This window comes from Streptomyces flaveolus (genome assembly GCF_014648815.1).
GTDB classification, from domain to species: Bacteria; Actinomycetota; Actinomycetes; order Streptomycetales; family Streptomycetaceae; genus Streptomyces; species Streptomyces flaveolus.
This window is the reverse complement of sequence record NZ_BMRV01000011.1, coordinates 252,025-277,201: the sequence shown is the minus strand read 5'-3', so window position 1 is coordinate 277,201 and position 25,177 is coordinate 252,025. Positions and strand designations below refer to the sequence as shown.

17 protein-coding genes and 1 tRNA gene are annotated in these 25,177 nt (G+C 72.0%); 5 read left to right on the top strand and 13 right to left on the bottom strand.

Features of this window, described 5'->3' with window-relative positions; all coding sequences use genetic code 11:
* Positions 1-390: 390 nt before the first annotated feature.
* Positions 391-475: transfer RNA gene (locus IEZ05_RS24925), tRNA-Leu, on the bottom strand.
* A gap of 143 nt (positions 476-618) precedes the next feature.
* On the opposite strand from IEZ05_RS24925, the gene IEZ05_RS24920 reads away from it, so the two are divergent.
* Positions 619-1,950, top strand: coding sequence for a DUF2254 domain-containing protein (locus tag IEZ05_RS24920; RefSeq protein ID WP_189232468.1), 1,332 nt, complete (start codon positions 619-621; stop codon positions 1,948-1,950).
* 201 nt (positions 1,951-2,151) lie between these two features.
* Here IEZ05_RS24920 and IEZ05_RS24915 read toward each other — a convergent pair whose 3' ends face one another.
* The 3 genes from IEZ05_RS24915 to sucC are packed head-to-tail and all read right to left on the bottom strand — an operon-like array spanning position 2,152 to position 5,745.
* A complete protein-coding gene (locus tag IEZ05_RS24915) occupies positions 2,152-3,702 on the bottom strand; it encodes an aldehyde dehydrogenase family protein (RefSeq protein ID WP_189232467.1) in 1,551 nt (516 codons plus the stop codon).
* On the bottom strand, positions 3,699-4,601 hold the full coding sequence (sucD, locus tag IEZ05_RS24910) for a succinate--CoA ligase subunit alpha (RefSeq protein ID WP_189232466.1): 903 nt from the start codon (positions 4,599-4,601) through the stop codon (positions 3,699-3,701). Before sucD ends, IEZ05_RS24915 begins: the two co-directional genes overlap by 4 nt.
* 13 nt (positions 4,602-4,614) lie before the next feature.
* Positions 4,615-5,745 carry an ADP-forming succinate--CoA ligase subunit beta gene (gene sucC, locus IEZ05_RS24905; RefSeq protein WP_189232465.1) on the bottom strand — a complete coding sequence of 377 codons (1,131 nt, stop codon included), beginning with the start codon at positions 5,743-5,745 and terminating at the stop codon, positions 4,615-4,617.
* A 143-nt stretch (positions 5,746-5,888) separates the two neighbouring features.
* On the opposite strand from sucC, the gene IEZ05_RS24900 reads away from it, so the two are divergent.
* The 4 genes from IEZ05_RS24900 (at position 5,889) to IEZ05_RS24885 (ending at position 12,466) form a co-directional block, all read left to right on the top strand.
* Complete coding sequence (locus IEZ05_RS24900; RefSeq protein ID WP_189232464.1) at positions 5,889-7,571, top strand: thiamine pyrophosphate-binding protein; 1,683 nt, start codon at positions 5,889-5,891, stop codon at positions 7,569-7,571.
* Between the two features lie 11 nt (positions 7,572-7,582).
* On the top strand, positions 7,583-8,815 hold the full coding sequence (frc, locus tag IEZ05_RS24895; RefSeq protein ID WP_189232463.1) for a formyl-CoA transferase: 1,233 nt from the start codon (positions 7,583-7,585) through the stop codon (positions 8,813-8,815).
* A 4-nt stretch (positions 8,816-8,819) separates the two neighbouring features.
* Positions 8,820-10,964 (top strand): acetate--CoA ligase family protein, encoded by a 2,145-nt coding sequence (locus IEZ05_RS24890; RefSeq protein WP_189232462.1) that lies wholly within the window; start codon positions 8,820-8,822, stop codon positions 10,962-10,964.
* 122 nt (positions 10,965-11,086) lie between these two features.
* Positions 11,087-12,466, top strand: a complete 1,380-nt coding sequence (locus IEZ05_RS24885; RefSeq protein WP_189232461.1) for an OFA family MFS transporter — start codon at positions 11,087-11,089, stop codon at positions 12,464-12,466.
* Positions 12,467-12,544: 78 nt separating this feature from the next.
* Here IEZ05_RS24885 and IEZ05_RS24880 read toward each other — a convergent pair whose 3' ends face one another.
* The 9 genes from IEZ05_RS24880 to IEZ05_RS24840 all read right to left on the bottom strand — a co-directional run bounded on the left by IEZ05_RS24880 (position 12,545) and on the right by IEZ05_RS24840 (position 25,115).
* Positions 12,545-13,735 carry a sugar phosphate isomerase/epimerase family protein gene (locus tag IEZ05_RS24880; protein ID WP_189232460.1) on the bottom strand — a complete coding sequence of 397 codons (1,191 nt, stop codon included), beginning with the start codon at positions 13,733-13,735 and terminating at the stop codon, positions 12,545-12,547.
* A gap of 124 nt (positions 13,736-13,859) precedes the next feature.
* Positions 13,860-15,257: a nucleotide pyrophosphatase/phosphodiesterase family protein gene (locus tag IEZ05_RS24875; protein WP_189232459.1), complete on the bottom strand. Its 1,398-nt coding sequence runs from the start codon at positions 15,255-15,257 to the stop codon at positions 13,860-13,862.
* Positions 15,254-16,444 carry a metabolite traffic protein EboE gene (gene eboE, locus IEZ05_RS24870; protein WP_189232458.1) on the bottom strand — a complete coding sequence of 397 codons (1,191 nt, stop codon included), beginning with the start codon at positions 16,442-16,444 and terminating at the stop codon, positions 15,254-15,256. The genes IEZ05_RS24875 and eboE overlap by 4 nt, the downstream gene beginning before the upstream one ends.
* A gap of 3 nt (positions 16,445-16,447) precedes the next feature.
* Positions 16,448-17,296 (bottom strand): TatD family hydrolase, encoded by an 849-nt coding sequence (locus IEZ05_RS24865; protein WP_189232457.1) that lies wholly within the window; start codon positions 17,294-17,296, stop codon positions 16,448-16,450.
* Positions 17,296-18,024: an EboA domain-containing protein gene (locus tag IEZ05_RS24860; RefSeq protein WP_189232456.1), complete on the bottom strand. Its 729-nt coding sequence runs from the start codon at positions 18,022-18,024 to the stop codon at positions 17,296-17,298. Before IEZ05_RS24860 ends, IEZ05_RS24865 begins: the two co-directional genes overlap by 1 nt.
* 13 nt (positions 18,025-18,037) lie before the next feature.
* Positions 18,038-19,015 (bottom strand): sugar phosphate isomerase/epimerase family protein, encoded by a 978-nt coding sequence (locus IEZ05_RS24855; RefSeq protein ID WP_189232455.1) that lies wholly within the window; start codon positions 19,013-19,015, stop codon positions 18,038-18,040.
* The gene (locus tag IEZ05_RS24850) at positions 19,012-20,091 is read right to left on the bottom strand and encodes an SCO3242 family prenyltransferase (RefSeq protein WP_189232454.1); all 1,080 of its coding nucleotides are present in this window, start codon (positions 20,089-20,091) and stop codon (positions 19,012-19,014) included. Before IEZ05_RS24850 ends, IEZ05_RS24855 begins: the two co-directional genes overlap by 4 nt.
* Entirely contained in the window at positions 20,088-21,263 is a 1,176-nt protein-coding gene (locus tag IEZ05_RS24845) for an inositol-3-phosphate synthase (protein ID WP_189232453.1), read from the bottom strand. The genes IEZ05_RS24850 and IEZ05_RS24845 overlap by 4 nt, the downstream gene beginning before the upstream one ends.
* Before the next feature lie 129 nt (positions 21,264-21,392).
* Positions 21,393-25,115, bottom strand: coding sequence for a ThuA domain-containing protein (locus IEZ05_RS24840; RefSeq protein WP_189232452.1), 3,723 nt, complete (start codon positions 25,113-25,115; stop codon positions 21,393-21,395).
* Positions 25,116-25,177: the final 62 nt, after the last annotated feature.

The window sequence follows — 25,177 nt, the reverse complement described above, 5'->3', positions numbered from 1 at the left end:
AACGGGCAGCGCGATTCCCCGGGACGCGCGCCGGGCGCGCGCCGTTCCCGCCGGCCCCCTCACGGAGGTCGACGGGATGCGGCGGAGCGTGGTTCAGGCGAACGTCACGGGCATCCGGTGCCGGCCGCGCAGCGGGCACCGGACAGACCGGGACACGAGGATCACCGTGTACCGGGAACGGGGAGCGATGACGGCGGTGCGGTCACGCACGGCGCTCTCCCCTCACTGGTCACGGGCACCCACGGTGAGCGCCCGTCTGCTTTCGTCCGGTGAGTGTAGGCAGTGAGGGAAGGGCGCAGCCACGGATTTTCCGCCGGCGGACGGCAGGGGCCGGAGTGCGCGAAAAGGACCCGGGCCGTCGGCCAGGGTCCTCATGTCGCTTCGTGCGAGTGTCCGAGGGGGGACTTGAACCCCCACGCCCGATAAAGGGCACTAGCACCTCAAGCTAGCGCGTCTGCCATTCCGCCACCCGGACAAGGTGTCTGTCGCTGTGCGGGGTGTTCCCCCCGCGGCGACATGGACAACCATACCAAGGTTTCGGAGTGCCTTTCACCTGCGTTTTCCCTCCCCGGGGCGGCGCTGCGGAGTGTGCGGGCGCGGTGCGCCTAGGGTCGCACCATGAGTGACTGGATGGTTGCGCAGGGCTCGGGCCGGGGGCGTCGGCCGCGGGCGTTGTCGCCGCTCAGGGAGCATCTGCGGGACACGTTCTGGTTCGCGCCCACCGCCGCCATGGTGGGTGTCTTCGCGGTGTGGCTGGTGGCACAGGAGTTCGATGCCACGCTCGTCCGTTCTCTTCGCGAGGACGGCGACTACGAGACCCTCACCGACCTGCTGCGGTTCGCGGACGACGCGAACACGGTGGTGTCGGCGGTCAGCTCGGCGATGATGACGTTCATCGGTGTGGTGTTCAGCATCTCGCTGGTCGCCGTGCAGATGGCGAGCGGGCAGTTCACGCCGCGGGTGGTGCGGCTCTTCGTCCGCAGCCGGATCACCAAGGCGACCTTCGCGGTCTTCCTCGCCACCTTCGTCCTGACGCTGCTCGTCCTGACCTCCCACGACAGTTCCACCGACCCCCGCGTCGTCTCGTCGGTCCCCCTGGTCCAGTCGATTCTCACGCTGGTGATGGTCGCGCTGAGCCTGCTGCTGTTCGTGGTGTACGTGAACGCCACGCTGCGGCTGATGCGGGTCAGCCATGTGATCGCGCGGATCGCCGGGGATGCCTTCCGGGTGGCCGCGGCGATGCCCGTTCCGGCGCCCGGTGAGGAGGCGCCGGCGCTCGGTCCGGTGACGTCGTGGGTGGCGCACGACGGGGCGGCCGGCGTGTTGCGGGACGTACATGTGGCACGACTGGTGCGGGTGGCGCGCAAGCACGGGGTGGTGCTGCGGCTGATCCCGCGAACGGGCGACTTCGTGGTGCCCGGTACTCCCGTACTGGCGGTGCACGGCGGGCCGGCTCCGCCGCGCCGGGTGCTGCGGTACGCCCTGTCCGTGGGGGTGGAGCGCACCTTCCACCAGGACCTGGGCTTCGGTCTGCGGCAGTTGTCCGACATCGCGCTGCGGGCCCTGTCCGACGCGATCAACGACCCGACGACCGCCGTGCACGCGCTGGACCGTGTCGTGCAGATCCTGGCCGCGCTGTGCCGGCGGCCGCTGGACGCCGTCGTGCACCGGGACCGGCACGGGGTGGTGCGGCTGGTGCAGCCCGTGCCGGGGTGGGCCGAGCTGGTGGATCTGGGGTTCACCGAGGTGCGGGGATGCGCGGCGGGGAAACCGCAGGTGACGCGGCGCATGCTGGCCGGGCTGGACGACCTGGTGCGGCTCGCCCCGCCGGAGCGGTGCGAGCCCCTCCTGCGCCACCGCGAACTGCTCCGGCAGGCGGTGGAACGCGTCACGCCGGCCCCGGCGGACCGGTCCTTCGCCCTCCGGCCGGACCGACAGGGCATCGGGTGACTTACAGCACGACTGCGGCACCCGCCCCTCCCCGCAACCGAGGTAACCCCAGGGGCAGCACGGGTGGGCGCTGGGGGTCTCCCCTCTGAGGGAGGCACCCGGCCCGCGACACCCACCCGCACCGGACACCGCCCTGCACGCCCGCCCCGACACCGACACCGACACCGACACCGACACCGACACCGACACCGACACATACCCTCACGGCATGAGATGACCGTCCGGGAAGTTCCCCGGCAGCCTCTCCCCCGCCCGCCCCTGTGTCACCGCGCGCACCAGCAGCTCGCCGCCCACGAAGGCCCCCCGCCAGGAGGCCCCGTGCCCGCCGAACAGCTCGTCGCGGTCGCCGCGCGAGCGCGGGACGCCGTGGCCGACCTTGAAGGCGCGGATCTGCGGCGCGAGCCTGTCGTAGGTCGCCCGGTCGTCCGTCGACAGCGTGGCGACCAGGGCGCCGTTGGAGGCGTTCATCGCGGCGAGCAGCTCGGCCTCGGTGTCGACCAGGACGATGGTGTCGACCGGGCCGAACGGTTCCGCGTGGTGCAGCGGTGAGGACGGGGGCGGGTTGAGGAGCGTGACCGGCTGGACGTAGGCCGAGGTGTCCTGGCCGGGCAGGAACCGCGCGTCGGCGGGGTCACCCCGGTGCAGCGGTACGGCACCGCGGTCGACGGCCTCGGCGACCTGGTCCCGGAGTTCCTTCGCCTTGGCCGCGTTGATCAGCGGCCCGAAGTCCAGTGCCGGGTACGGGTCGTCCGGGTGTTCGACGGCGAGCGGGTGACCGATGCGCAGGGAGCGGACCGCCGGGAGGTAGGCCGCGAGGAACGCGTCGAACCGCTCGCGCTGGACGACGAAGCGCGGGTAGGCCGTGCAGCGCTGCTTGCCGTAGTCGAAGAGCGCCGGGATCGCCGCCGTGAGCGCGTCCCAGTCCGTGAAGTTCCAGACGCCCCAGGTGTTGAGTCCCTCCTGTTCGAGGATGTGCCGTTTGCCGAGGTCGGCGACGGCGGTGGCGACGGCGGCGCCGGTGTCGCGGCCGCCGACGAAGGAGACGCAGCCGATCTCCGGCGCCCGCACCAGGGCGTGCGACAGCTCGCCTCCGCTGCCGCTGACGAGGGTGACCGGGACTCCCTCGCGGGCGGCGAGCGCGCAGGCCAGGGTGAGGCAGGCGACACCGCCGTCGGTCGGGGTCTTGGCGATGACCGCGTTGCCCGCCAGTGCCTGGACCAGCAGGGCGTGGACGAGCACGCTCATCGGGTAGTTCCAGCTCGCGATGTTGGACACCGGGCCGTCCAGCGGGGCCCGGCCCGCGGTCATCTCGTCGATGCGGTCGACGTACCAGCGCACGCCGTCGACGGCGCGGTCGACGTCGGCCTGTGCGAGCCGCCAGGGCTTGCCGATCTCCCAGACCAGCAGCAGGGCGAGGAGTTCGCGGTGCTGGGCGAGGGCGTCGAGGGTGGCGGCGACGCGGGCCCGGCGTTCGGGCAGGGGGAGGTGGCGCCAGGCCCGGTGCTGGTCGAGCGAGGCGCGTACGGCCTGGTGGGCGGTCCGGCGGTCCAGTCGCGGCGGGCCCGCGATCGGGGTGCCGTCGACGGGGCTGGCGGCGGGCAGGACGCGGCCGTCCGCCTGCCAGTTCGCATCCCAGAGGTTGAGCACGCGGTCGTCCCGGAACGCCTCGGGGGCCGCGGTGAGGCAGCGCTGCCAGGCGTCGGTCCAGGAGGTGCCGGCCTTCAGGGTGAGGGCGCCTTCGGTGGGTGTCATGTGAGCGCTCCGTCCCGTGCCTCGCCGCCGAGTACGGCGACGACGTGCCGTGCCGTCTCGGTGGGGGTGCTTCCGACCCGAACGCCGGCCGCTTCCAGCGCCTCCTTCTTGGCCCGCGCGGTGCCGGTGGAGCCGGACACGATGGCGCCCGCGTGTCCCATGGTCCGGCCCTCGGGTGCGGTGAAGCCGGCGATGTAGCCGACGACCGGCTTGGTGACGTGCTCGCGGATGTACGCCGCCGCGCGTTCCTCCGCGTCGCCGCCGATCTCGCCGATGAGGACGATCAGTTCGGTGTCGGGGTCGTCCTGGAAGGCGGTGAGGCAGTCGATGTGGCTCGTGCCGGCGACCGGGTCGCCGCCGATGCCGACGCAGGTCGAGAAGCCGATGTCGCGCAGCTCGTACATGAGCTGGTAGGTGAGGGTGCCCGACTTGGAGACCAGGCCGATCGGGCCGGGCTTGGCGATGTCCGCCGGGATGATGCCGGCGTTGGACTGGCCCGGGGTGATCAGGCCCGGGCAGTTGGGACCGATGACGCGGGTGCCCCTGGCGCGGGCGTACGCGGTGAAGGCGACGGAGTCGTGGACGGGGATGCCCTCGGTGATGACGACGGCGAGGCCGATGCCGGCGTCGGCGGCCTCGGTGACCGCTGCCCTGGCGAAGGCGGGCGGGACGAAGACGACGGTGACGTCCGCCCCGGTGGCCTCGATGCCCTCGCCCACCGAGCCGAAGACGGGTACGGCGCGCTCGTCGAAGTCCACGGTGCGGCCGGCCTTGCGCGGGTTGACGCCGCCGACCACGTTCGTCCCGGCCGCCAGCATGCGGCGGGTGTGCTTCATGCCCTCGCCCCCGGTCATGCCCTGGACGAGGACCTTGCTGTCCTTGGTGAGGTGAATGGCCATGTCGTCCTTCTCCTTATGCCGTGGTGGCGAGCCGGGCGGCACGGCGGGCGGCGTCGTCCATGGTGGTGGCCTGTTCGACCAGCGGGTGGGCGCGGGCGTCGAGCACGGCCCGCCCCCGGGCGGCGTTGTTGCCGTCGAGGCGCACGACGAGCGGTTTGGTCGGCCGGACCTCGTCCAGGGCCCGGACGATGCCGTCGGCGACCGCGTCGCAGGCGGTGATGCCGCCGAAGACGTTGACGAGGACGGATTTCACGTCCGGGTCGGAGAGGACGACCGAGAGTCCGTCGGCCATGATCTGCGCGGACGCGCCGCCCCCGATGTCGAGGAAGTTGGCCGGGCGGGCGCCGCAGCCGGCGACCACGTCGAGCGTCGACATGACCAGGCCGGCGCCGTTGCCGATGACGCCGACCTCGCCGTCCAGCTTGACGTAGTTCAGGCCCTTGGCCGCGGCCCGCGCCTCCAGCGGGTCGTCGGACGCCGCCTCCTCCTCACCCCAACGCGCCCGGCGGAAGCAGGCGTTGTCGTCGAGGGTGACCTTGCCGTCGAGGGCCACGATCCTGCCCTGGGCGGTCCTGACCAGCGGGTTGACCTCGACGAGCAGGGCGTCCTCGCGGACCAGTACCTGCCAGAGGCGGACCAGGACGTCGACGGCCTGCGGGGGCAGCCCGGCGGCCTGCGCGATCTGTGCCGCCCTCGCCGTGGTGACGCCCTCGGCGGGGTCGACGGGGATGCGTGCCACCGCCTCGGGCCGCTCGGCCGCGACCTCCTCGATCTCCATGCCGCCCTCGGCGGAGGCGATGGCGAGGAACCGGCCGGCCGCGCGGTCGAGGACGTAGGAGACGTAGAACTCCTGGTCGATGTCGACGGGTTCGGCGAGCATGACGGTGCCGACCGTGTGGCCCTTGATGTCCATGCCGAGGATCCGGCGTGCCGCCGCTTCCGCCGCGGCCGGGTCCGCGGCGAGCTTCACTCCGCCGGCCTTGCCCCGTCCGCCGGTCTTCACCTGTGCCTTGACGACGACGCGTCCGCCGAGCCGGCGGGCGATCTCGCGGGCCTTCGCGGGCGAGTCGGTGACCTCCGCCCGCGGCACCACGATGCCGTGTTCCTCGAAGAGTTCCCTTGCCTGGTGTTCGTACAGGTCCATCTCGGCTCCTGACTGAAAGTGCCGCACGCCCCCTGGACACCACCCACCGGATGCGGGATAACAAGCTTCATACAGTATTCGTCGACTGTATGCAATGTACCGCGAGAGCGCCCCAACCCCTCGTGAAGGGACAGGACTTCGCCATGCCCGACGACACCCAGGACGTCATTTCCGGCGGTCACCTCGTGGCCAAGGCCCTCAAGGCCGAGGGGGTCGACCGCATCTACACGCTGTGCGGCGGCCACATCATCGACATCTACGACGGCTGCGTCGATGAGGGCATCGAGGTCGTCGACGTGCGCCACGAGCAGGTCGCCGCGCACGCCGCCGACGGGTACGCCCGCATCACCGGCAAGCCCGGCTGCGCGGTGGTCACCGCCGGCCCGGGGACGACCGACGCCGTCACCGGTGTCGCCAACGCCTTCCGCGCCGAGTCACCGATGCTGCTGATCGGCGGCCAGGGCGCGCACACCCAGCACAAGATGGGCTCCCTCCAGGACCTGCCGCACGTCGACATGATGACGCCGATCACCAAGTTCGCGGCGACCGTGCCGGACACGGCGCGGGCGGCGGACATGGTGTCGATGGCGTTCCGCGAGTGCTACCACGGGGCACCCGGCCCCTCCTTCCTGGAGATCCCGCGCGACGTGCTGGACGCCAAGGTGCCGGCGGAGAAGGCGCGCGTGCCGAAGGCCGGGGCGTACCGCGCCTCGACCCGCTCGGCCGGCGACCCGGAGGCCGTGGAGAAGCTCGCCGACCTGCTGGTGCACGCCGAGAAGCCGGCCATCCTGCTCGGCAGCCAGGTGTGGACCACCCGCGCGACCGAGGCCGCCGTCGAGCTGGTCCGCACCCTCAACGTCCCGGCGTACATGAACGGCGCCGGCCGCGGCACCCTGCCGCCGGGCGACCCGCACCACTTCCAGCTCTCGCGCCGCTACGCCTTCTCCAACGCCGACGTGATCGTCATCGTCGGCACGCCCTTCGACTTCCGCATGGGCTACGGCAAGCGGCTCTCCCCGGACGCGACCGTCGTGCAGATCGACCTCGACTACCGCACCGTCGGCAAGAACCGCGACATCGACCTCGGCATCGTCGGCGACGCGGGGCTGGTGCTGAAGTCGGTCACCGAGGCCGCGTCCGGCCGGCTCAACGGCGGCGCGTCCCGGCGCAAGGAGTGGCTGGACGAGCTGCGCGCGGCCGAGCAGACGGCGCTGGACAAGCGGCTGCCGCAGCTCAGGTCGGACGCCTCCCCCATCCACCCGTACCGGCTGGTCAGCGAGATCAACGACTTCCTCACCGAGGACTCGGTCTACATCGGCGACGGCGGTGACATCGTCACCTTCTCCGGGCAGGTCGTACAGCCCAAGTCCCCGGGCCACTGGATGGACCCGGGCCCGCTGGGCACGCTCGGCGTCGGCGTCCCCTTCGTGCTGGCCGCCAAGCAGGCCCGTCCCGACAAGGAGGTCGTCGCCCTCTTCGGCGACGGCGCCTTCTCCCTCACCGGCTGGGACTTCGAGACCCTCGTCCGCTACGACCTGCCCTTCGTCGGCATCGTCGGCAACAACTCCTCCATGAACCAGATCCGCTACGGCCAGGCCGCCAAGTACGGCAAGGAACGCGAGCGGGTCGGCAACACCCTCGGCGACGTCCCGTACGACCGGTTCGCGCGGATGCTGGGCGGTCACGGCGAGGAGGTCCGCGACCCCGCCGACATCGGCCCCGCGCTGCGCCGGGCCCGCGAGTCCGGCAAGCCGTCCCTGATCAACGTCTGGGTCGACCCGGACGCGTACGCCCCCGGAACCATGAACCAGACGATGTACAAGTGAGGTGAAGGCCCATGACAGCCAAGGCTCTTGAGGGCATCCGCGTCCTGGACATGACGCACGTGCAGTCCGGGCCCTCGGCGACCCAGCTCCTCGCCTGGCTCGGCGCGGACGTCGTCAAGCTCGAGGCGCCGACCGGTGACATCACGCGGGGACAGCTGCGCGATCTGCCGGACGTCGACTCCCTCTACTTCACGATGCTCAACTGCAACAAGCGGAGCATCACCCTCAACACCAAGACCGAGCGCGGCAAGGAGATCCTCACCGAGCTGATCCGGCGCTCGGACGTCATGGTCGAGAACTTCGGACCGGGCGCGGTCGACCGGATGGGCTTCACCTGGGACCGCATCAAGGAGATCAATCCACGGATCGTCTACGCCTCCGTCAAGGGGTTCGGCGAGGGCCCGTACACCGCGTTCAAGGCGTACGAGGTCGTCGCGCAGGCCATGGGCGGATCGATGTCCACCACCGGATTCGAGGACGGGCCGCCGCTGGCGACGGGGGCCCAGATCGGGGACTCGGGCACGGGCGTCCACGTCGTGGCGGGCATCCTCGCCGCCCTCTACCAGCGGGAGCACACCGGACGCGGTCAGCGCGTGAACGTGGCCATGCAGCACGCGGTGCTCAACCTCTGCCGGGTGAAGCTGCGCGACCAGCAGCGCCTGGCCCACGGTCCCCTCGCCGAATATCCCAACGAGGACTTCGGCGACGAGGTTCCCCGCTCCGGGAACGCGTCCGGTGGCGGTCAGCCCGGCTGGGCGGTGAAGTGCGCGCCGGGCGGCCCCAACGACTACGTGTACGTCATCGTGCAGCCGGTCGGCTGGCGGCCGCTCAGCGAGCTCATCGGCCGGCCCGAGCTGGCCGACGACCCCGAGTGGGCGACGCCCCAGGCCCGGCTGCCGAGGCTGAACAAGATGTTCCAGCTGATCGAGGAGTGGTCGTCCACCCTCCCCAAGTGGGAGGTGCTGGAGCGGCTGAACGCCCACAACATCCCGTGCGGCCCGATCCTGTCCACCAAGGAGATCATCGAGGACCCGTCGCTGGCCGCCAACGAGATGATCGTCAAGGTCCCCCACCCCGAGCGGGGGGAGTTCGTGACCGTCGGCAGTCCGCTCAAGCTCTCCGACTCGCCGGTACGGGTCACCAGTTCGCCGCTGCTGGGCGAGCACAACGAAGAGGTCTACGTCGGCGAGCTGGGCCTCGGCGACGAGGAGCTGCGCCTGCTCAAGTCGAACGGGGTGATCTGACGTGATGGCCGAGGACCGGGTGCTGCGGGTGCGCCGGCTGCTGGACGCCGTGCGGGCCGAGGGGCGCACCGCCCTGACCGCGCCCGAGGGCAAGGTGCTCGCCGACGCCTACGGGATCGCCGTACCGGGCGAGGAGCTGGCGCGGGACGTGGACGAGGCGGTGGCGTGCGCGGCGCGCTTCGGCGGACCGGTCGTGATGAAGATCGTGTCGCCGGACATCCTGCACAAGACCGACGCCGGCGGTGTGGTCGTCGGGGTGGAGGGCGCGGCGGACGTACGGGCCGCGTTCTGCAAGATCATCGGCAACGCGCGCGCCTACGACGCGTCGGCGCGGATCGAGGGCGTGCAGATCCAGGAGCTGCTGCCGAGCGGGCAGGAGGTCATCGTCGGCGCGGTGACCGACCCGACCTTCGGGAAGGTGGTGGCGTTCGGGCTCGGCGGGGTGCTGGTCGAGGTGCTGAAGGACGTCACGTTCCGGCTGGCGCCCGTGGACGCGGACGAGGCCCTGTCCATGCTGGACTCGATCCGGGCCGCGGAGGTGCTGCGCGGGGTGCGCGGGCGGGCCGGCGTGGACCGGTGGGCGGTGGCGGAGCAGATCCGCCGGGTCTCCGAACTGGTGGCGGACTTCCCGGAGATCTCCGAGGTCGACCTCAACCCGGTGATCGCCACGCCCGAGGGCGCCGTCGCCGCCGACATCCGGGTGATCCTCGCGACCGAGGCGCCCAAGGAGCGCCGCCGGTACACGCGCGAGGAGATCCTCACCTCGATGCGCCGGCTGATGCAGCCCTCGTCGGTCGCCGTGATCGGCGCCTCCGACGAGGCCGGCAAGATCGGCAACTCGGTGATGCGCAACCTCGTCGACGGCGGTTTCGCGGGCGAGATCCACCCGGTGAACCCCAAGGCCGATGACATCGTGGGCCGCAAGGCGTACAAGAGTGTCACCGACGTTCCCGGTGAGGTGGATGTGGCGGTCTTCGCGATCCCCGCGAGGTTCGTGGCGGCGGCTCTGGAGGAGGTGGGGCGCAAGGGGATCCCCAACGCCGTCCTGATCCCCTCCGGGTTCGCCGAGACCGGTGAGCACGAGCTCCAGGACGAGATCGTGGCGGTCGCCGAACGGCACGGCGTCCGGCTGCTGGGCCCGAACATCTACGGCTACTACTCGACCTGGCAGGACCTGTGCGCCACGTTCTGCACCCCGTACGACGTCAAGGGCGGCGTGGCGCTGACCTCGCAGTCGGGCGGCATCGGCATGGCGATCCTGGGCTTCGCGCGGACCACGAAGACGGGTGTGTCGGCGATCGTGGGCCTCGGCAACAAGTCGGACCTGGACGAGGACGACCTGCTGACCTGGTTCGGCGAGGACCCGCACACCGAGTGCATCGCGATGCACCTGGAGGACCTCAAGGACGGCCGCGCGTTCGTCGAGGCCGCGCGGGCGACCGTGCCGAGGAAGCCGGTCGTGGTGCTCAAGGCGGGGCGCACGGCGGCCGGCGCGAAGGCCGCCGGGTCGCACACCGGGGCGCTCGCCGGTGACGACGCCGTGTACGACGACGTCCTCAGGCAGGCCGGTGTCATCCGGGCACCGGGGCTGAACGAGATGCTGGAGTACGCTCGCGCGTTGCCGGTGCTGCCCGCTCCCCAGGGGGACAACGTCGTGATCATCACCGGGGCCGGCGGCAGCGGCGTGCTGCTGTCCGACGCGGTGACGGACAACGGCCTGTCCCTGATGGAGATCCCGCCCGACCTGGACACGGCGTTCCGCGCGTTCATCCCGCCGTTCGGGGCCGCGGGCAATCCGGTCGACATCACCGGGGGCGAGCCGCCGTCGACGTACGAGGCGACGATCCGGCTCGGTCTGGAGGATCCGCGCATCCACGCGCTGGTCCTCGGCTACTGGCACACGATCGTCACTCCCCCCATGGTGTTCGCCGAGCTCACCGCGCGCGTGGTGGCCGAGTTCCGCGAGCGCGGGATCGAGAAGCCCGTGGTGGCCTCCCTCGCCGGGGACGTCGAGGTGGAGGAGGCCTGCCAGTACCTCTTCGAACGCGGGGTCGTGGCGTACCCGTACACGACCGAGAAGCCGGTGGCCGTCCTGGGCGCCAAGTACCGCTGGGCACGGGCCGCGGGGTTGCTGGGGGGCGGTTCATGAGCTGAGGGAGCACGGGACCGGCCGACGGTGCGCGTCGGCCGGCCCCAGGACCCGCGCGCGCACGAAAGGCATGGGACAGGGGGCGCTGGCCAGATCTTTCGAACGCAAGGGGTGCACACGACATGACAACCACCGATGTCACACGGGTCGCCGTCCACCGGGAGGTGACCGACAGGAACGGACGCGTCTATCGCGTGGGCGAGTCCGACATCGACATCATGGGGCGCAAGCGCAAGTGGATGGTGATCCTGCCCTGGATCGGCATGATGGGCATCTCTTCCGCCGAGTACGCGTTCGCGTCCGCCGAGGACACGCTCCACGAGGCCCACCACTGGTCCAGCGGCAGCATCTACTGGATGATGACCGCCTGGATCTTCTGCCAGGCCGCGGTCGCCTTTCCGGCGGGACGGCTGAGGGAGAACGGCAAACTGCCGGCGCGCTGGGCCATGATGCTGGGTTCGGTCGGCACACTGCTCGGCTATCTGTCACTGGCGTTCGCGCCGCATGTCTCGCTCGCCTTCATCGGGTTCGGCGTGTTCAGCGGCATGGGTGCCGGCATGGTGTACGCGACCTGCGTCAACATGGTCGGCAAGTGGTACCCGGAGCGCCGGGGCGGGAAGACCGGCTTCGTCAACGGCGGTTTCGCCTACGGCTCGGTGCCGTTCGTCTTCATCTTCCACGGCTACATGGACGGCTCCAACTTCCGCTGGGTGTTGGTCTGTGCGGGTGTCTTCCTCGCCGCGACGGTGGCTCTCGCCGGCTTCTACTTCCGGGACCCGCCGAAGAACTGGTGGCCGGACTCGATCGACCCGCTGAACCCGCCGGCCGACCCGCGGGCCCGGCGTTCGCTGGAGAAGAACCCCCCGGCCACCAAGCAGTACTCCCCGCTGGAGGCCTGGCGGACCGGCCGGGTGGCGCTGATGTGGTTCTGTCTCGCCTGCACCTCCGGCGTGAACATCTTCGGCATCGCCTTCCAGGTCGACATCGGCGAGGAGGCGGGCTTCGCGGCCGGGATCGTGGCCACCGCGATGTCGCTGAAGGCGATCGTCAACGGCACCGGGCGCGGTGTCATCGGCTGGCTCTCCGACCTCTACGGCCGCAAGCAGTGTCTGCTCTACGTGTGCGCCATCCTGGGCCTCGCCCAGTTCGGCATCATCTTCGCGGCCGAGATCAAGAACCTGCCGCTGTTCCTGCTCTTCTCCGCCGTCTCCGGTTTCGGCGGCGGTGCCATCTTCCCGATGTTCGCGGCGCTGACGGCGGACTACTTCGGCGAGAACAACAACGCCACCAACTACGGGATGGTCTACAGCTCCAAGCTCGTCTCCGGTCTGGGCGCGGGCATGGGCTCCGTGGTCGTCGGCGCCTGGGGCTACAACGGCGCCTTCGGCCTGGCGGGCTGCATCTCGATCTTCGCCGGGTTCGTGGCGCTCTTCCTGCAGCCGCCGGGTCGCTCGAAGGACAAGCGCATCACGCCCAACCCCCGGCCACTCGGTGAGGGATGACCGGACGAAACCTTCTTCGCACGGACCGGGCGGCCCCTCCCGCAGCACGCGGGAGGGGCCGCCCGGTCCGTGTCCGGGTCAGCGGCGGCGCTTGCGCAGGGCCGCGAGGTTGTCGTAGCTGATCTTGGCCTCGCGCAGCGACTGCGCGGGGTCGGTGGCGCTCGGCGAGTTGTCGTCCTCGATCATCGGGTTGTGGTAGTTGCGCTGCCCGACCCGTGAGAAGAACGTCGTGTAGTCGATGACTCCGGTGCCGAAGGGCACCATGTCGTAGCCCATGCCGTTGGTCGTGCTGACGACGCCGTCCTTGGCGTGGAACAGCGGGTAGCGCTTGTTGTTGCGGACGACGAGTCCGGCCGGGTCGAAGACGTTCTTGCGGGTGGAGCCGTCGTGGGCGGTGTAGGTGTGGAACTTGTACTGGGCGACGTGCGCCCAGAAGATGTCCATCTCCAGCCAGACCGCCCGCGGGTCGGTGATCTTGAGGAAGTACTCCAGCTTCCGGATGCCCGAGCTGCGGGTCGGTCGGCCCTGGTCGTCCAGCGGGCCGCCGTCGAGCAGGAAGCCGTACGCGCTGTCGTGGTTGTGGGTGTAGAGCTTGATGCCCTCGCGGCGGGCGATGGCACCGAGGGCGTTCCACTTGTCGGCGGCCACGTCCCAGTCGGCGCGGTAGGAGCTGCCGGTGGGGTCGCCACCGGTGCCCATGTGGTCCATGCCGAGGATGTTGGCGATCTCCAGGTGCTTCTTGAAGGTGTCCAGGTCCGCCGTGGTCAGCGGCCAGGAGGGCGGGATGAAGCCGTGGTTGCCCTGCGCCCGCAGGCCGTACTCGTCGAGCCATGAGCGCAGCAGCTTGGCGCCGGCCACGGATTCCAGGCTGGCTCCACCGGGCGCGTTCGCGTGCTGGTTGTACCCGGCGAACTCCACCTGGCGGTAGCCGTGCCGGGCCAGCTGCTTGAACACCTCGCGGAAGCCGGAGGGCAGGTCGGATGCGAGGGGGTCGCGGGCGGTGGCGTCGCGGACGGTGTAGAGGATGATGCCGCGCCTGTCCGCCGGGACGAGGACGTCACCGCCGTGGTCGTGGCCGTGGTCCCTGTCCCGGTCGCCGGCCAGGGCCGGGCCGGCGCCGAAGACGGGGGCCGCGACGGCACCGGCCGCGACGGCGGTGCAGGTGGTGAGGAAGCGGCGGCGGCCGACGCCGAGGGTGCGGCGCAGGGCCTCGCCGGGGGCGTCGGCGGAGGTCGTGTCGGTGCGGGACGGGTCGGGGAACGGGGTCACGGGTGCCTGCCTTCTGGGTCGTGGCCTGCGCCGATGCGGTCGGGACGGGCCGTTGTCAGTGCCGTGTGTTTCACTCTCGGTAGCTGGATCCCGGGTCTCGTACGCCGTGGTGCGCGGCCGTACGTCACCCGAGTCCGGCGAGCCGGAGCAGGAGTTGCTTGACGTCGGTGGCCGCGACGCGGTCGCCGACTGCGCGGGGGGTGGAGCAGATGAGGAGCGGACCTTCGTCGTCGCTCGCTGGGAGGCGGCCGTGGCTGCCGCGGATAGGTGAGGCGTCCAGGGGCACGACCGCCATGCGGTAGCGCATGCCGAGCTTCTTGCGGGCCACGGCGGTGGCCGCCTTGACCTTGACGTAGGGGTCGAGCGGGTCCATGAACAGCTCGACCGGGTCGTAGCCGGGTTTGCGGTGGATCTCGACGAGCTGCGCGAAGTCGGGCGCGCGGTCGTCGTCGAGCCAGTAGTAGTACGTGAACCAGGCGTCCGGCTCCGCGACGGCGACGAGTTCGCCGGCGCGGGGATGGTCGAGGTGGTGGGCCTTCTTGCCCTCGTCGTCGAGGAGTTGCTCGATGCCGGGCAGGCCGTCGAGGGCGGCGCGGGTGGCGTCGAGGTCCTCGGGGCGGCGGACGTACACGTGGGCGATCTGGTGGTCGGCGACCGCGAAGGCGCGGGAGGCCATCGGGTCGAGGTACTCCATGCCGTCCTGGGTGTGGACCTCCAGCAGTCCGGCGCGGCGCAGGGCGCGGTTGATGTCCACGGGCCGGTTCACGCGGGTGATGCCGTACTCGGACAGCGCGACGACGGTGCGGCCCTCGGCGCGGGCGTCGTCGAGGAGCGGGGCGAGCGCCGCGTCCAGGTCGGCGGCGGCCTTCAGGGAGCGCGGGTCGTCGGGGCCGAAGCGCTGCAGGTCGTAGTCGAGGTGAGGGAGGTAGCAGAGTGTGAGGTCGGGGTGGCGGGTGGCCATGATGTGCCGGGTGGCGTCGATGATCCACTGGCTGGACACCAGGTCGGCGCCGGGGCCCCAGAAGTGGAAGAGGGGGAAGGTGCCGAGTTTCTCGGTGAGTTCGTCGTGCAGGGCCGGCGGCCGGGTGTAGCAGTCGGGTTCCTTGCGGCCGTCGGCGTAGTAGACGGGACGGGGGGTGACGGTGATGTCGGTGTCGGCGCCCATGGCGTACCACCAGCAGATGTTGGCGACGGTGTAGCCGGGGTGGGCGCGGCGGGCGGCGTCCCAGAGTCTGTCGCCGGCGACCAGGCCGTTGTGCTGACGCCACAGCAGGACGTCGCCGAGTTCGCGGAAGTACCAGCCGTTGCCGACGATGCCGTGCTCGGAGGGGTGGGTGCCGGTGAGGAAGGTGGACTGGGCGGCGCAGGTGACGGCCGGCAGGACGGTGCCGAGCGGTGCGCGGGAGCCGGCTTGGCCGAGCGCCTTGAGGTGGGGCATGTGGTCGAGGAGACGGGGGGTGAGGCCGACGACGTCCAGGACGAGGAGCGGGGTCGGTCCGTCGGAGGGGGTCGGTGGGGTCATGGCAGTTCCTTGAGGCCGAGGTCCGTCAACAGGTCGCGGGCGAGGGTCAGCTCGGCGGCGATGCCGTCGGTGAGCTGGGCGCGGGCGCGGGGCCGCAGCTCGGGCGGGAGGGCCTGCCAGGTGTAGGTCTCGACCTCCAGGTGCCGGGTGAGCGGGTGCGGGCCGCCGACGAGCCGGGACAGCGCGGCCTTGAGCACGGGGAGGGTGGAGGTGAGGGGCGCGGCGGGGGCCGCGTGCAGCGGGACGTGGAAGTGGGCCCGCCAGGGCGCGGTGTCGGGCAGCGGACCGTCGGAGGCGAGGGCCTCGTCGAGGTCGTCGGTGCCGTGCAGCGGCACGGTCCCGGACCCGTCGGCGGTGCCGGCGCTGCGGGTCTGGTGCAGGAAGCGGGGTTCGGCGAAGGCCGCGAGTGCTTCGCGGACGTCGGGGAGACGGGGGTGTTCGGCGTGCAGGGCGGCGGAGAGCTGGGACTTGACGACGGGGACGCGGGCCTCGGTCAGGGCGTCCAGGGCGGTGTGCGGGTCTTCGAAGGAGGTCGCGAGGTGGCAGGTGTCGACGCAGATGCCGATGCGGTCGTGGGCGATCGCGGTGAGCGGGACGATGGCGTCGTGGGTGGTCTCCACCACGCAGCCGGGCTCGGGTTCGAGGCCGATGCGGATGGAGCGGCCGGTGAGTTCCTCGAGGGCGTCGAGACGTTCGGCGAGGGTGACGAGGGCGCCCCGGGCCTTGTCGGCGCGGGTCTCGTCGTAGGCGGTGCGCCAGGCCAGCGGCAGGGTGGAGATGGTGCCGTCGGTGACGTCGTCGGGCAGCAGGCCGGCGAGGACGCGGGCGAGGGAGGTGGTGTGGTCGAGGCGCTCGGGGTCGGCCCAGTCGGGCTTGTAGACGCGGTACTTGACCTCCTCGGCGCCGAAGCCCTCGTAGGGGAAGCCGTTGAGGGTGACGACCTCCAGGCCGCGCCGGTCGAGTTCGGTGCGCAGCCCGCGCAGTGCCGAGGGGTCGGTGACCAGGGCGTGGGCCGCGTCGCGGGCGAGCCACAGGCCGATGCCGAGGCGGTCGCGGCCCAGGCGTTTACGGACGGGTTCGCAGTGGTCGCGGAGCTGGGCGAGGACACCGTCGAGGGTCTCGGCGGGGTGGACGTTGGTGCAGTAGGCGAGGTGGACGGTGGAGCCGTCGGGGTGCCGGAAGCGCATCGCTCACTCCCCGCCGCGCAGGATGGAGTTGCCCTCGTGCGTGGCGTCGGACGGGGTCACGTCGAGGCTCAGGCGCCCGCTGAGCCCGTAGAAGGCGACGGGGTTGCGCCACAGCACCCGGTCCACGTCGTCCTCGGTGAATCCCTCGGCGAGCATCAGGTCGCCGACCTTGCGGGTCTTGAGCGGGTCGCTCCTGCCCCAGTCGGCGGCGGAGTTCACCAGGACCCGTTCCGGGCCGTACTCGCGCAGGAGGGCGACCATGCGGATCTCGTCCATCTTGGTGTCCGGATAGACGGAGAAGCCGAGCCAGGCGCCGCTGTCCTTGGCGTCCTTGACGGTGGTCTCGTTGAGGTGGTCGACCAGGACCCGGTCCGTGGGCAGGGCGGACTCGCGGACCACGTCGAGGGTGCGGCGCAGGCCGGCCAGCTTGTCACGGTGCGGGGTGTGCACGAGGGCGGGCAGGCCGTGGTCGGCGGCGAGCTGGAGCTGGGTGGCCAGGGCCGTGTCCTCCGCCGGGGTCATCGAGTCGTAGCCGATCTCGCCGACGGCGACGACGCGGTCCTTGACGAGATAGCGGGGCAGTTCGTCCAGGACGGGCAGGCAGCGCGGGTCGTTGGCCTCCTTGGGGTTGAGGGCGATCGTGCAGTGGTGGGCGATGCCGTACTGGGCGGCGCGGAAGGGCTCCCAGCCCAGGAGGGCGTCGAAGTAGTCGCGGAAGGAGTCGGGAGAGGTGCGGGGCTGGCCGAGCCAGAAGGAGGGCTCGACGACGGCGCGGACGCCCGCGGTGTACATGGCCTCGTAGTCGTCGGTGGTGCGGGAGGTCATGTGGATGTGGGGGTCGAAGATGCGCATCAGGACTCCTTGCCGTGGGGGTCGACCGTGCCGTGCGGGGAGCGCGGGGCGTCGGTCAGGGCCAGGACGCGGTGCAGGTCGTCGGGGACGGGACGGCCCGCGGCGGTGCGTTCGGCGGCGTAGTCGGCGAGCATGCGGGCGAGTTCGGCGTCCGCGCCGGCCCGCCGGTCCAGGTCCGCCACCTGGTCGACGGGGACTCCGGTGAACAGGCACTTCAGCACGGCGTGCCGCCACTGGTGGGCGTCCAGGTGCCGGGCGGCGTACGGGCCGAGGGCGGCGGCGACCAGCCGGGTGTCGTTGGTGCGCAGGGCGTCCTCGACGAGCGGGAGGGCGTCGGGGCCGGGCACGAGGTGGGGCAGCGCCTGCAGGACGGCGCGGCGTTCGTCGGCGGTGCCCTGCGCGTACACCCGGGCCAGGACGGTCGCGTCGGCGTGGGCCGCGTGCAGGATGAGGACGCGGGCGGCGTCGGCGTGGGCGGGGCCGCAGCGGCGCCCTGCCTCGGCGAGGCGCAGCTCCCAGACGGAGATCGGGCCGTGGGCGCCGGGGTGGGCGGCGGCCTCGTCCAGGGCCTGGTCGAGCCAGGCGCGGGCGGCTCCGTCGAGCCGGGAGGTGAGCGTGGCCCGCAGGTCGGCCGGCGCGATGTGGGCGGGGGTGGTGCCCTGGGCGGCCTGCTCGACGCGGGTGCCATCCGTGTCCTGGGTGCGGTGGGTGGCGTGGCTTCTGGTCATGAGGTGGCTCCCTTCAGAGGGTGGCGGACGGCTCGCCCCGGTGGTTCGTGGAGGTGGACGCCGCTGCCGCCGCCCGGCGGAGGAACGGGAGGGAGTGTTCGGCGAAGTGGGGGCCGGCGTGCGAGTGGCGGGGCAGTTCGACGACGGTGAGGCCCTGGTAGCCGGTGGCGGCGAGGGCCTCCAGGACGGGCGGGAAGTCGATCTCGCCGTCTCCGAAGGGGAGGTGTTCGTGGACGCCGCGGCGCATGTCCTCGATCTGCACGTGCCGCAGCCAGGGAGCGGCTTCGCGCACGCAGTCGGCGGGCGGGAGGGGTTCGAGGCACTGGCAGTGGCCGAGGTCCAGGGTGAGGCCGAGGTTCCGGGGGTCGCCGAGGGTGCGGCGCAGGACGTGGAAGTCGGCGAGGGTGGCCAGGAGGTGGCCGGGTTCGGGTTCGACGGCCAGGGGCACGCCGGCCTCGTCGGCGGCGTCCAGGACCGGGGCGAGGGACTCGGCCAGCCGCTTCCAGGCCGTGTCCTCGTCCGTGCCGGGCCGGGTGATGCCGCTGAAGCAGTGCACGGCGTGCGCACCGAGGTCGGCGGCGACCCGGACGGCCCGCACGAGGAGGTCGGTGCGGCGGGCGCGGTCCTCCGGGTCCGGGTCGAGGAGGGACGGGCCGTGCTTGCGGCGCGGGTCGAGCACATAGCGGGCGCCCGTCTCGACCGTGACGTCGAGCCCGAGTGCGTCCAGACGGTGCGCGACCCGGCGGGTGCGGGCGGCGAGGTCGGGGGCGAGCGGGTCGAGGTGCATGTGGTCGAGGGTCAGGCCGACGCCGTCGTAGCCGAGGTCGGCGAGGAGGGCGAGGGCGTCGTCGAGGCGGAGGTCGGTGAGGCCGTTGGTGCCGTAGCCGAAGCGGAGGGGGGACGCGGAGGCCCCGTCCGGCTCCGGCCGCGGGCCGGCGGTCACGGTCACGTCGGCGTTGCCGTTCGGCTTCTGATGCGGGTTCCGGGTCATGTGATGCTCACCTTCCTCATGCCGGCCCTCCTCGCGAAGAGCCGGCCGGCCGGGGCCAGGGCCGCGACCAGGAGGGACGTGGTGACCGCGCCGGAGCGGGCGGCGAGGGCCGCCTGGAGCGGGATCGTGGCCCGGATGCCGCCGCCGACGGCGCGCTGGGTGAGCGGGGGCGAGGGGTTGAGCGTGGCGTGGACGTAGGGGCGGGCGGCCGCGGCCGCGTAGGCGGCGCCCAGGGCGGTGGTGAGGACACCGTCGGCCCGGGGCCGGCGCCCGGCCGGGCCGGGGCCCGGCAGGCCGGGGGCGGCTGCTGCCCGCCGGCCTGCCGGGAGTCGGGTGCGGCGGTGGGTGACCAGCCGGGTCAGCGCCCCCGTCGTGGCGAGGGCCGCGAGCGGAGCCAGGACCGAACCGCCGGTGGTCTCGCGGCGGGAGACGGCCGTGACGGCGAGGGTGTGCGTGCCGAGCAGCGCGGCGGAGGGAAGCGCGGCGCGGGTGCCGCCGCCGGTCGCCGCGGCGCCCAGGAGCAGGTCCAGTCCGCGGGCGGCGGCCATCGCCGCGGGACCGGCGGGCGTGTGCTTCAGGGCGAGGTCGTAGGCCCAGACGGTCGCCGCCAGGGGCGCTGCCACCGCGAGGGCGGGCCGTCCCGCACCGGCGGCGAGCGCCAGCCCGGCGCCGGTCAGGGCACCGGCGGCGGCCAGGGCGGCGGCCGGGCGGACGCGGCCGGACGGGATCGGGCGGTGCGGGCGCTCCACGGCGTCCTCGGCACGGTCCGCCCAGTCGTTCAGGGCCATGCCGGCCTCGTACAGGCACAGGGAGGATCCGATGGCGAGCAGGGTGCGGGGCCCGGGGCGCGCACCGGCCGCGGCGGCGCCGGCCAGGGCGTCGCCGGGGACGGTGAACAGTGCGGGCAGGCGCAGCAGTTCGGCCCAGGCGCCCGCACGGCCGGAGCGGGAGCGTGAGGTGCCGGGCGTCGTGCCACCGGCGGCGGCCGAAGTGGCCGTCTCGGTGGTGGGGCCGCCGGCCGCCGTCGGTCCGGCGGGCGCGGACGCGCCCCGCGCCGTGGCGACCGTGCGGCTCATCGCTGTGCCTCTCGCTCGTCGGCGCCGTCCCGCAGCCGCCCGGCGAAGCGCCTCAGCTCCACGTACTGCTCGGCCAGTGACGACGGGCCGTCCCCGACCGGGTCCTTGAAGTAGAAGCCCAGTTCGCCCAGCGGGCCGGTCAGGCCCTTCTCCTGGGCGCGGACGGCCAGCCGGGCCAGGTCGAGGACGAGCGGGGCGGCGAGCGCCGAGTCGCAGCCCTGCCAGATGGTCTGCAGGATCATGCGGGAGCCGAGGAAGCCGTCGAAGGCGATGTGGTCCCAGGCCGTCTTCCAGTCGCCGAGCGCGGGGACGTCGTCGATGTGGACCTCGCCCTCGGGCGCCGCACCGAGGGTGTCGGCGAGGACGCGTTCCTTGCCGGCGTTCTTGGCGGCGGCGGCCGCGGGGTCGGCGAGGGCGGCGCCGTCGCCGCCGCCCAGCAGGTTGGTGCCGGACCAGGCGCGCACGGCGAGGGCGCGCTGCGTGAACATCGGGCCGAGCACGGAGCGCAGCAGGGTCTGCCCGGTCTTGCCGTCGCGGCCCGCGTACGGCACGCCGGAGGACGCGGCGAGCGGGGCCAGCGCCGGGTGGTGCAGGCCCGTGGAGGGGGTGAAGTTGACGTAGGGGCAGCCGGCGCGCAGGGCGGCCGCCGCGTAGAGGGAGCTGGGCGGCAGGGCGCCGTCGGTGGGCGCGGGCTCCGTGGAGGCGACGTTCACCACGACGGCGCCCGCGAGGCCCTGACGGTGCACGAAGTCGCGGATGTCGGCGGCGAACACGTCGATCCACTCGTCCTGGGTGCGGTCCGGGCCGCCGTCCGTGTCGCCGGGCAGGGGGCCGCCGGGCCTGATCTCCCGGTCGGCGGCGGCGAGTTCGGCGTGCACGGCGGACGGCAGGCCGTGCGGCAGGACACCGCCGGCGGCGAGGTGTTCGGCGCGCTTGGGCAGCGGGCAGTCGACGGTGTCGTGCCCCCCGAAGACGAGGGACGACAGCGGCGGCAGGCCGCACGAGGTGAAGTCGGGGGTCTCGGTGACCATGCCGGCCGGCGGGTGGAGCCCGGCGGCGACGGCGGCGCAGCCCGCGATCGCGGTCGTGGCGACGGATCCGCGCGCCCCGATGAGCCAGACGCCGAAGCGCGGGGCCGGGGAGGGGGTGGGCAAGGACGGTTCGGCGGACATGGGCAGCCTCCTTGTCGTACGCGAACCGGGTGGAAGTGCCGGAGGGGACGAGCGGGGTGCCGGGCGCGTGGCCCGGGGAGACGACGGGCGGAGATCCGGCGTCCTCCGCCCGCCGCCGTTCCGGTTGCCCTACTCGGGCAGTTCCTTCAGCTGGATGTTGCGGAAGGAGACCTGGTCGTCGGCACCGTGGTTCTGCAGGCCGATGTAGCCGTCGGTCAGGCTCCGCTCGGGGTCCTTGTTGGTGAAGTCGTTGATCTTGACTCCGTTGAGGAACACCTGGAGGCGTTCGCCCTGGACCTTGATCTCGTAGGAGTTCCACTGGCCGGGCGGCCGCAGGACCTGGTCACGGGCCTTGATGTTCGCCGCCTTGAACGTATAGACCGAGCCCGTCGTGCGGTCGGGCGCGTCCGTGGCGTCGATCTGGATCTCGTAGCCCTTGTTCACCGCGGACCAGGGGTCGTCGGAGGCCGGGAAGCCCACGAAGACACCGGAGTTGTCGTCGCCCTGCATCTTCCAGTCGAGCTTGAGCGAGTACGACTTCAGCTCCTTGGCCTGGTACCAGAGCAGGCCCATGCCGCCCTCGGACTCCAGGGTGCCGTCCTTGACGTTGAACGTGCCGGGGCCGGCCTGCTTCCAGCCGTCCAGGGTCTGGCCGTTGAAGATCTTCCGGTAGCCCTTGGCCGGCTTGCAGTCGGCCTTGACCTGGCCGGTGGCGTACCGGAGGCCGCCGAGCAGGTGGGCGCGGAACGTCTCGTCGGCGTAGGACTCCTTGGTGTGGCCGAGGCCGGTGTAGAAGGAGCGGCCGCCCTCGTAGGGCTGGCACCAGGCGATCGGGTGGTCGCCCTTCATGGTGCCGCCCTGGTAGGTGGTCTCGTCGAGGGTGGCGAGGACCTTGGCCTGCTCGCGCGGGTTGGTGCGGTAGTTGTACAGCTCGTCGGTGTGCTCCCAGGTGTCGCCCAGGTGCGCGGTGGCCGGGTGGTCGTGGTCCTCGACGCGCACGGTGGCCTTCTGGATGGCCGGGTGCGACTGGAAGTAGGCGCCGACGAGGCCGCCGTAGAACTTCCAGTCGTACTCGGTGTCGGCCGCGGCGTGGATGCCCATGTAGCCGCCGCCGTTCGCGACGTAGTTCTCGAACGCCTTCTGCTGGTCGGCGTTCAGGACGTCACCGGTGGTGGACAGGAAGGCCACCGCGTCGTACTTGGCGAGGTTGGCGGTGGTGAACTGCTTGGCCTCCTCGGTGGCGTCGACCGTGATGCCGGCCGGGGCGCCGAGCTCCTTCAGGGCGGCGATGCCGGCCGGGATGGAGTCGTGCCGGAAGCCCGCGGTCTTGGAGAAGACGAGGACCTTCTTGCCCTGCTTGAAGGGCTCCTTGGAGAACTCGAAGTCGTCCACGTCGTAGAGCGCGCCGTCGCCGCCCCGGAAGACCAGGTAGATGTCCGTGGTGCGCGCGGGCAGGGCCCGCAGCGGCACGTCGACGTTCTGGAAGGTCTCCCAGCTGCCGGTCGGCGGGATGTACGCCGAGCCGTGCAGCGGTCCGTCGGGCGAGCCGGTGCGCAGCTCGATGAAGCCGCCGGAGCCGCCGGAGGAGGCCCGTACGGTCATCTTCTTCTGCCCGTCGAACCTGTAGGGGCTGAAGGAGATCCAGTCGCCGTCGTGGATGTCGCCGACGGTCTTGCCGCCGTTGGCGCCGGCCTTGTCGATGGGCGACACGCCCTGCTGCGCCGTGAAGTGCTCGGCCTGGCGGTGCAGCGGCTGGACCACGGCGCGGGCGGTGCCGGTCAGGGCCTCCTGGCCGTTCGCCCCGCCGTCGGTGTAGCTCGCGCCGACGACGCCGTAGATGTTGGCGTTGGGGTCGTGACCGCCGTCCCCGGCGGGCGGCTTCAGGGTGCCCTCACAGCCCGTCGCGCTGGTCAGCTCGTGGGCGTGGGAGTCGTGACCGAGGCTGTAGGCGACCTTGACCTTGGAGCAGTCGACGGTCCCCTCGGGGTCGGTGACGGTCACCTTGAACGGGACGGGCTCGCCGAAGGCGGCCATGCTGCCGTTGCCCGGCACCTCGATCTTCACCTTGGGCTCGGTGTTGCCGACCACGATCCGGACGCTGGCGTGGCCGGTGTTGCCCTCGGGGTCCTTCGCGGTGAAGGTCGCGGAGTAGGTGCCGACCTTCTTGTACTGGTGCGTGGGCGTGAGCCCCTCGCCCTTGGTTCCGTCGCCGAAGTCCCAGCTGTAGGTGAGGTCCGGGGAGTCGGCGTCCTTGGCGGAGCCGGTGAAGGTGACCTTCAGGCCGGCGGCGCCGGACGTCTTGTTCGCGCTCACCTCGGCGATCGGGGAGAAGCCGTCCGAGGCGTTCTCGATCCGGTAGAGCGCGGAGTCCTTGTCGCCCTGGAACCAGGAGAGGCCGTAGTCGAGGACGTAGAGCGCGCCGTCGGGGCCGAACTCCATGTCCATGATCTGGGTGCCGGTCCACGGGAAGTCGTTGATCTTGGCGACCGAGCCGTCCTCGGTCTGCTCGATCCGCTTGATCCAGCGGCGGCCGAACTCGCCGGCGAAGAAGTCGCCGTCGTACTCCTCGGGGAACTTCACCGAGGATTCGAGGTCCGGGTCGTAGCGGTAGACCGGGCCGCCCATCGGGGACTCGGAGCCGCTGCCGAACTCGGGCACGGAGCCGCCGTCGTACGGGATCCAGGCGGCCTGCGCGGGCGGCAGGTCGACGAGGCCGGTGTTGTGCGGCGAGGTGTTCTTCGGGGCGGCGCAGTCGAACGTCTCGCCGGATGCCTTGGTGGCGAAGTCGTAGTCGACGTAGGGGTCGTTGTCGCCGGTGCAGAAGGGCCAGCCGAAGTTGGCGGCCTTGGTGACCTTGGCGAACTCGACCTGTCCGGCCGGGCCCCGCTTCGGGTCGGCGGCGCCGGCGTCGGGGCCGTAGTCACCGACGTAGACGGTGCCGGTCTTCTTGTCGACGCTGATGCGGAACGGGTTGCGGAAGCCCATCGCGTAGATCTCGGGACGGGTCTTCTCGGTGCCGGGGGCGAAGAGGTTGCCCTCGGGGATGGTGTACGAGCCGTCCTCGGCGACCTTGATGCGCAGGATCTTGCCGCGCAGGTCGTTGGTGTTGCCCGCGCTGCGGCGGGCGTCGAAGGCCGGGTTGCGGTCCGGGCGCTCGTCGATCGGCGTGTACCCGTCGGAGGCGAACGGGTTGGTGTCGTCGCCGGTCGACAGGTAGAGGTTGCCCTGGGCGTCGAAGGCGATGTCGCCGCCGACGTGGCAGCAGGTGCCGCGGGAGGCCGCGACGTCCAGGACCTTCTTCTCGCTGGCCATGTCCAGCGTGCCGTTGGGGTTGAGGACGAAGCGGGAGAGGCGGTTGACGCCGTCGAACTTCTTGAAGTCCTCGGCGGTGCCGGTCTCCGGGGCGTCGCCCGCGGGGGTGTCGAGCGGCGGGGCGTAGTAGAGGTAGATCGCCCGGTTGTTCTTGAAGTCCGGGTCGATGCCGACGCCCTGCAGGCCCTCCTCGTCGTGGTTGTAGACGGGGATCCTGCCGGCGACCTTGGTGACGCCGCCCTGGTCGGTGAGGCGCAGTGTGCCGTCGCGGGCGGTGTGCAGGACGCTGCGGTCGGGGAGGACGGCGAGCGACATCGGCTCGCCCATCTCGGGCTCGCCCTTGGCGAGCGGTACCTGCTGGAACTGCCCCTCGGCGGCCGCGGGGGCCGCCGCCTCGTCGAGTGCCGAGCCGCCGGGCTGGGCGCCGGCGACGGTCGCCGGGGTGGCCACCGCCAGTGCGAGGCCGGTGATCAGGGCGAGGGTGGTGCGAAGTCTGGGCCGCCTCGTGGTGTCGGTGCCGTTGAGTCTGCTTCTGTGCACGAAGTCCCTCCGGGAACGGAATGGGCCGTACGGAACGGGTGCGAAGGCGTGCGGTGCGGGCG

Coding starts and splice junctions, on each gene's coding strand:
- IEZ05_RS24860 (WP_189232456.1), bottom strand. CDS start 18,024: ATGACCAGAAGCCACGCCACCCACCGCACCCAGGACACGGATGGCACC.
- frc (WP_189232463.1), top strand. CDS start 7,583: ATGACAGCCAAGGCTCTTGAGGGCATCCGCGTCCTGGACATGACGCAC.
- IEZ05_RS24900 (WP_189232464.1), top strand. CDS start 5,889: ATGCCCGACGACACCCAGGACGTCATTTCCGGCGGTCACCTCGTGGCC.
- IEZ05_RS24890 (WP_189232462.1), top strand. CDS start 8,820: ATGGCCGAGGACCGGGTGCTGCGGGTGCGCCGGCTGCTGGACGCCGTG.
- IEZ05_RS24850 (WP_189232454.1), bottom strand. CDS start 20,091: ATGAGCCGCACGGTCGCCACGGCGCGGGGCGCGTCCGCGCCCGCCGGA.
- IEZ05_RS24915 (WP_189232467.1), bottom strand. CDS start 3,702: ATGACACCCACCGAAGGCGCCCTCACCCTGAAGGCCGGCACCTCCTGG.
- eboE (WP_189232458.1), bottom strand. CDS start 16,444: ATGCGCTTCCGGCACCCCGACGGCTCCACCGTCCACCTCGCCTACTGC.
- sucC (WP_189232465.1), bottom strand. CDS start 5,745: ATGGACCTGTACGAACACCAGGCAAGGGAACTCTTCGAGGAACACGGC.
- IEZ05_RS24885 (WP_189232461.1), top strand. CDS start 11,087: ATGACAACCACCGATGTCACACGGGTCGCCGTCCACCGGGAGGTGACC.
- IEZ05_RS24920 (WP_189232468.1), top strand. CDS start 619: ATGAGTGACTGGATGGTTGCGCAGGGCTCGGGCCGGGGGCGTCGGCCG.
- IEZ05_RS24865 (WP_189232457.1), bottom strand. CDS start 17,296: ATGCGCATCTTCGACCCCCACATCCACATGACCTCCCGCACCACCGAC.
- IEZ05_RS24855 (WP_189232455.1), bottom strand. CDS start 19,015: ATGACCCGGAACCCGCATCAGAAGCCGAACGGCAACGCCGACGTGACC.
- IEZ05_RS24845 (WP_189232453.1), bottom strand. CDS start 21,263: ATGTCCGCCGAACCGTCCTTGCCCACCCCCTCCCCGGCCCCGCGCTTC.
- sucD (WP_189232466.1), bottom strand. CDS start 4,601: ATGGCCATTCACCTCACCAAGGACAGCAAGGTCCTCGTCCAGGGCATG.
- IEZ05_RS24875 (WP_189232459.1), bottom strand. CDS start 15,257: ATGACCCCACCGACCCCCTCCGACGGACCGACCCCGCTCCTCGTCCTG.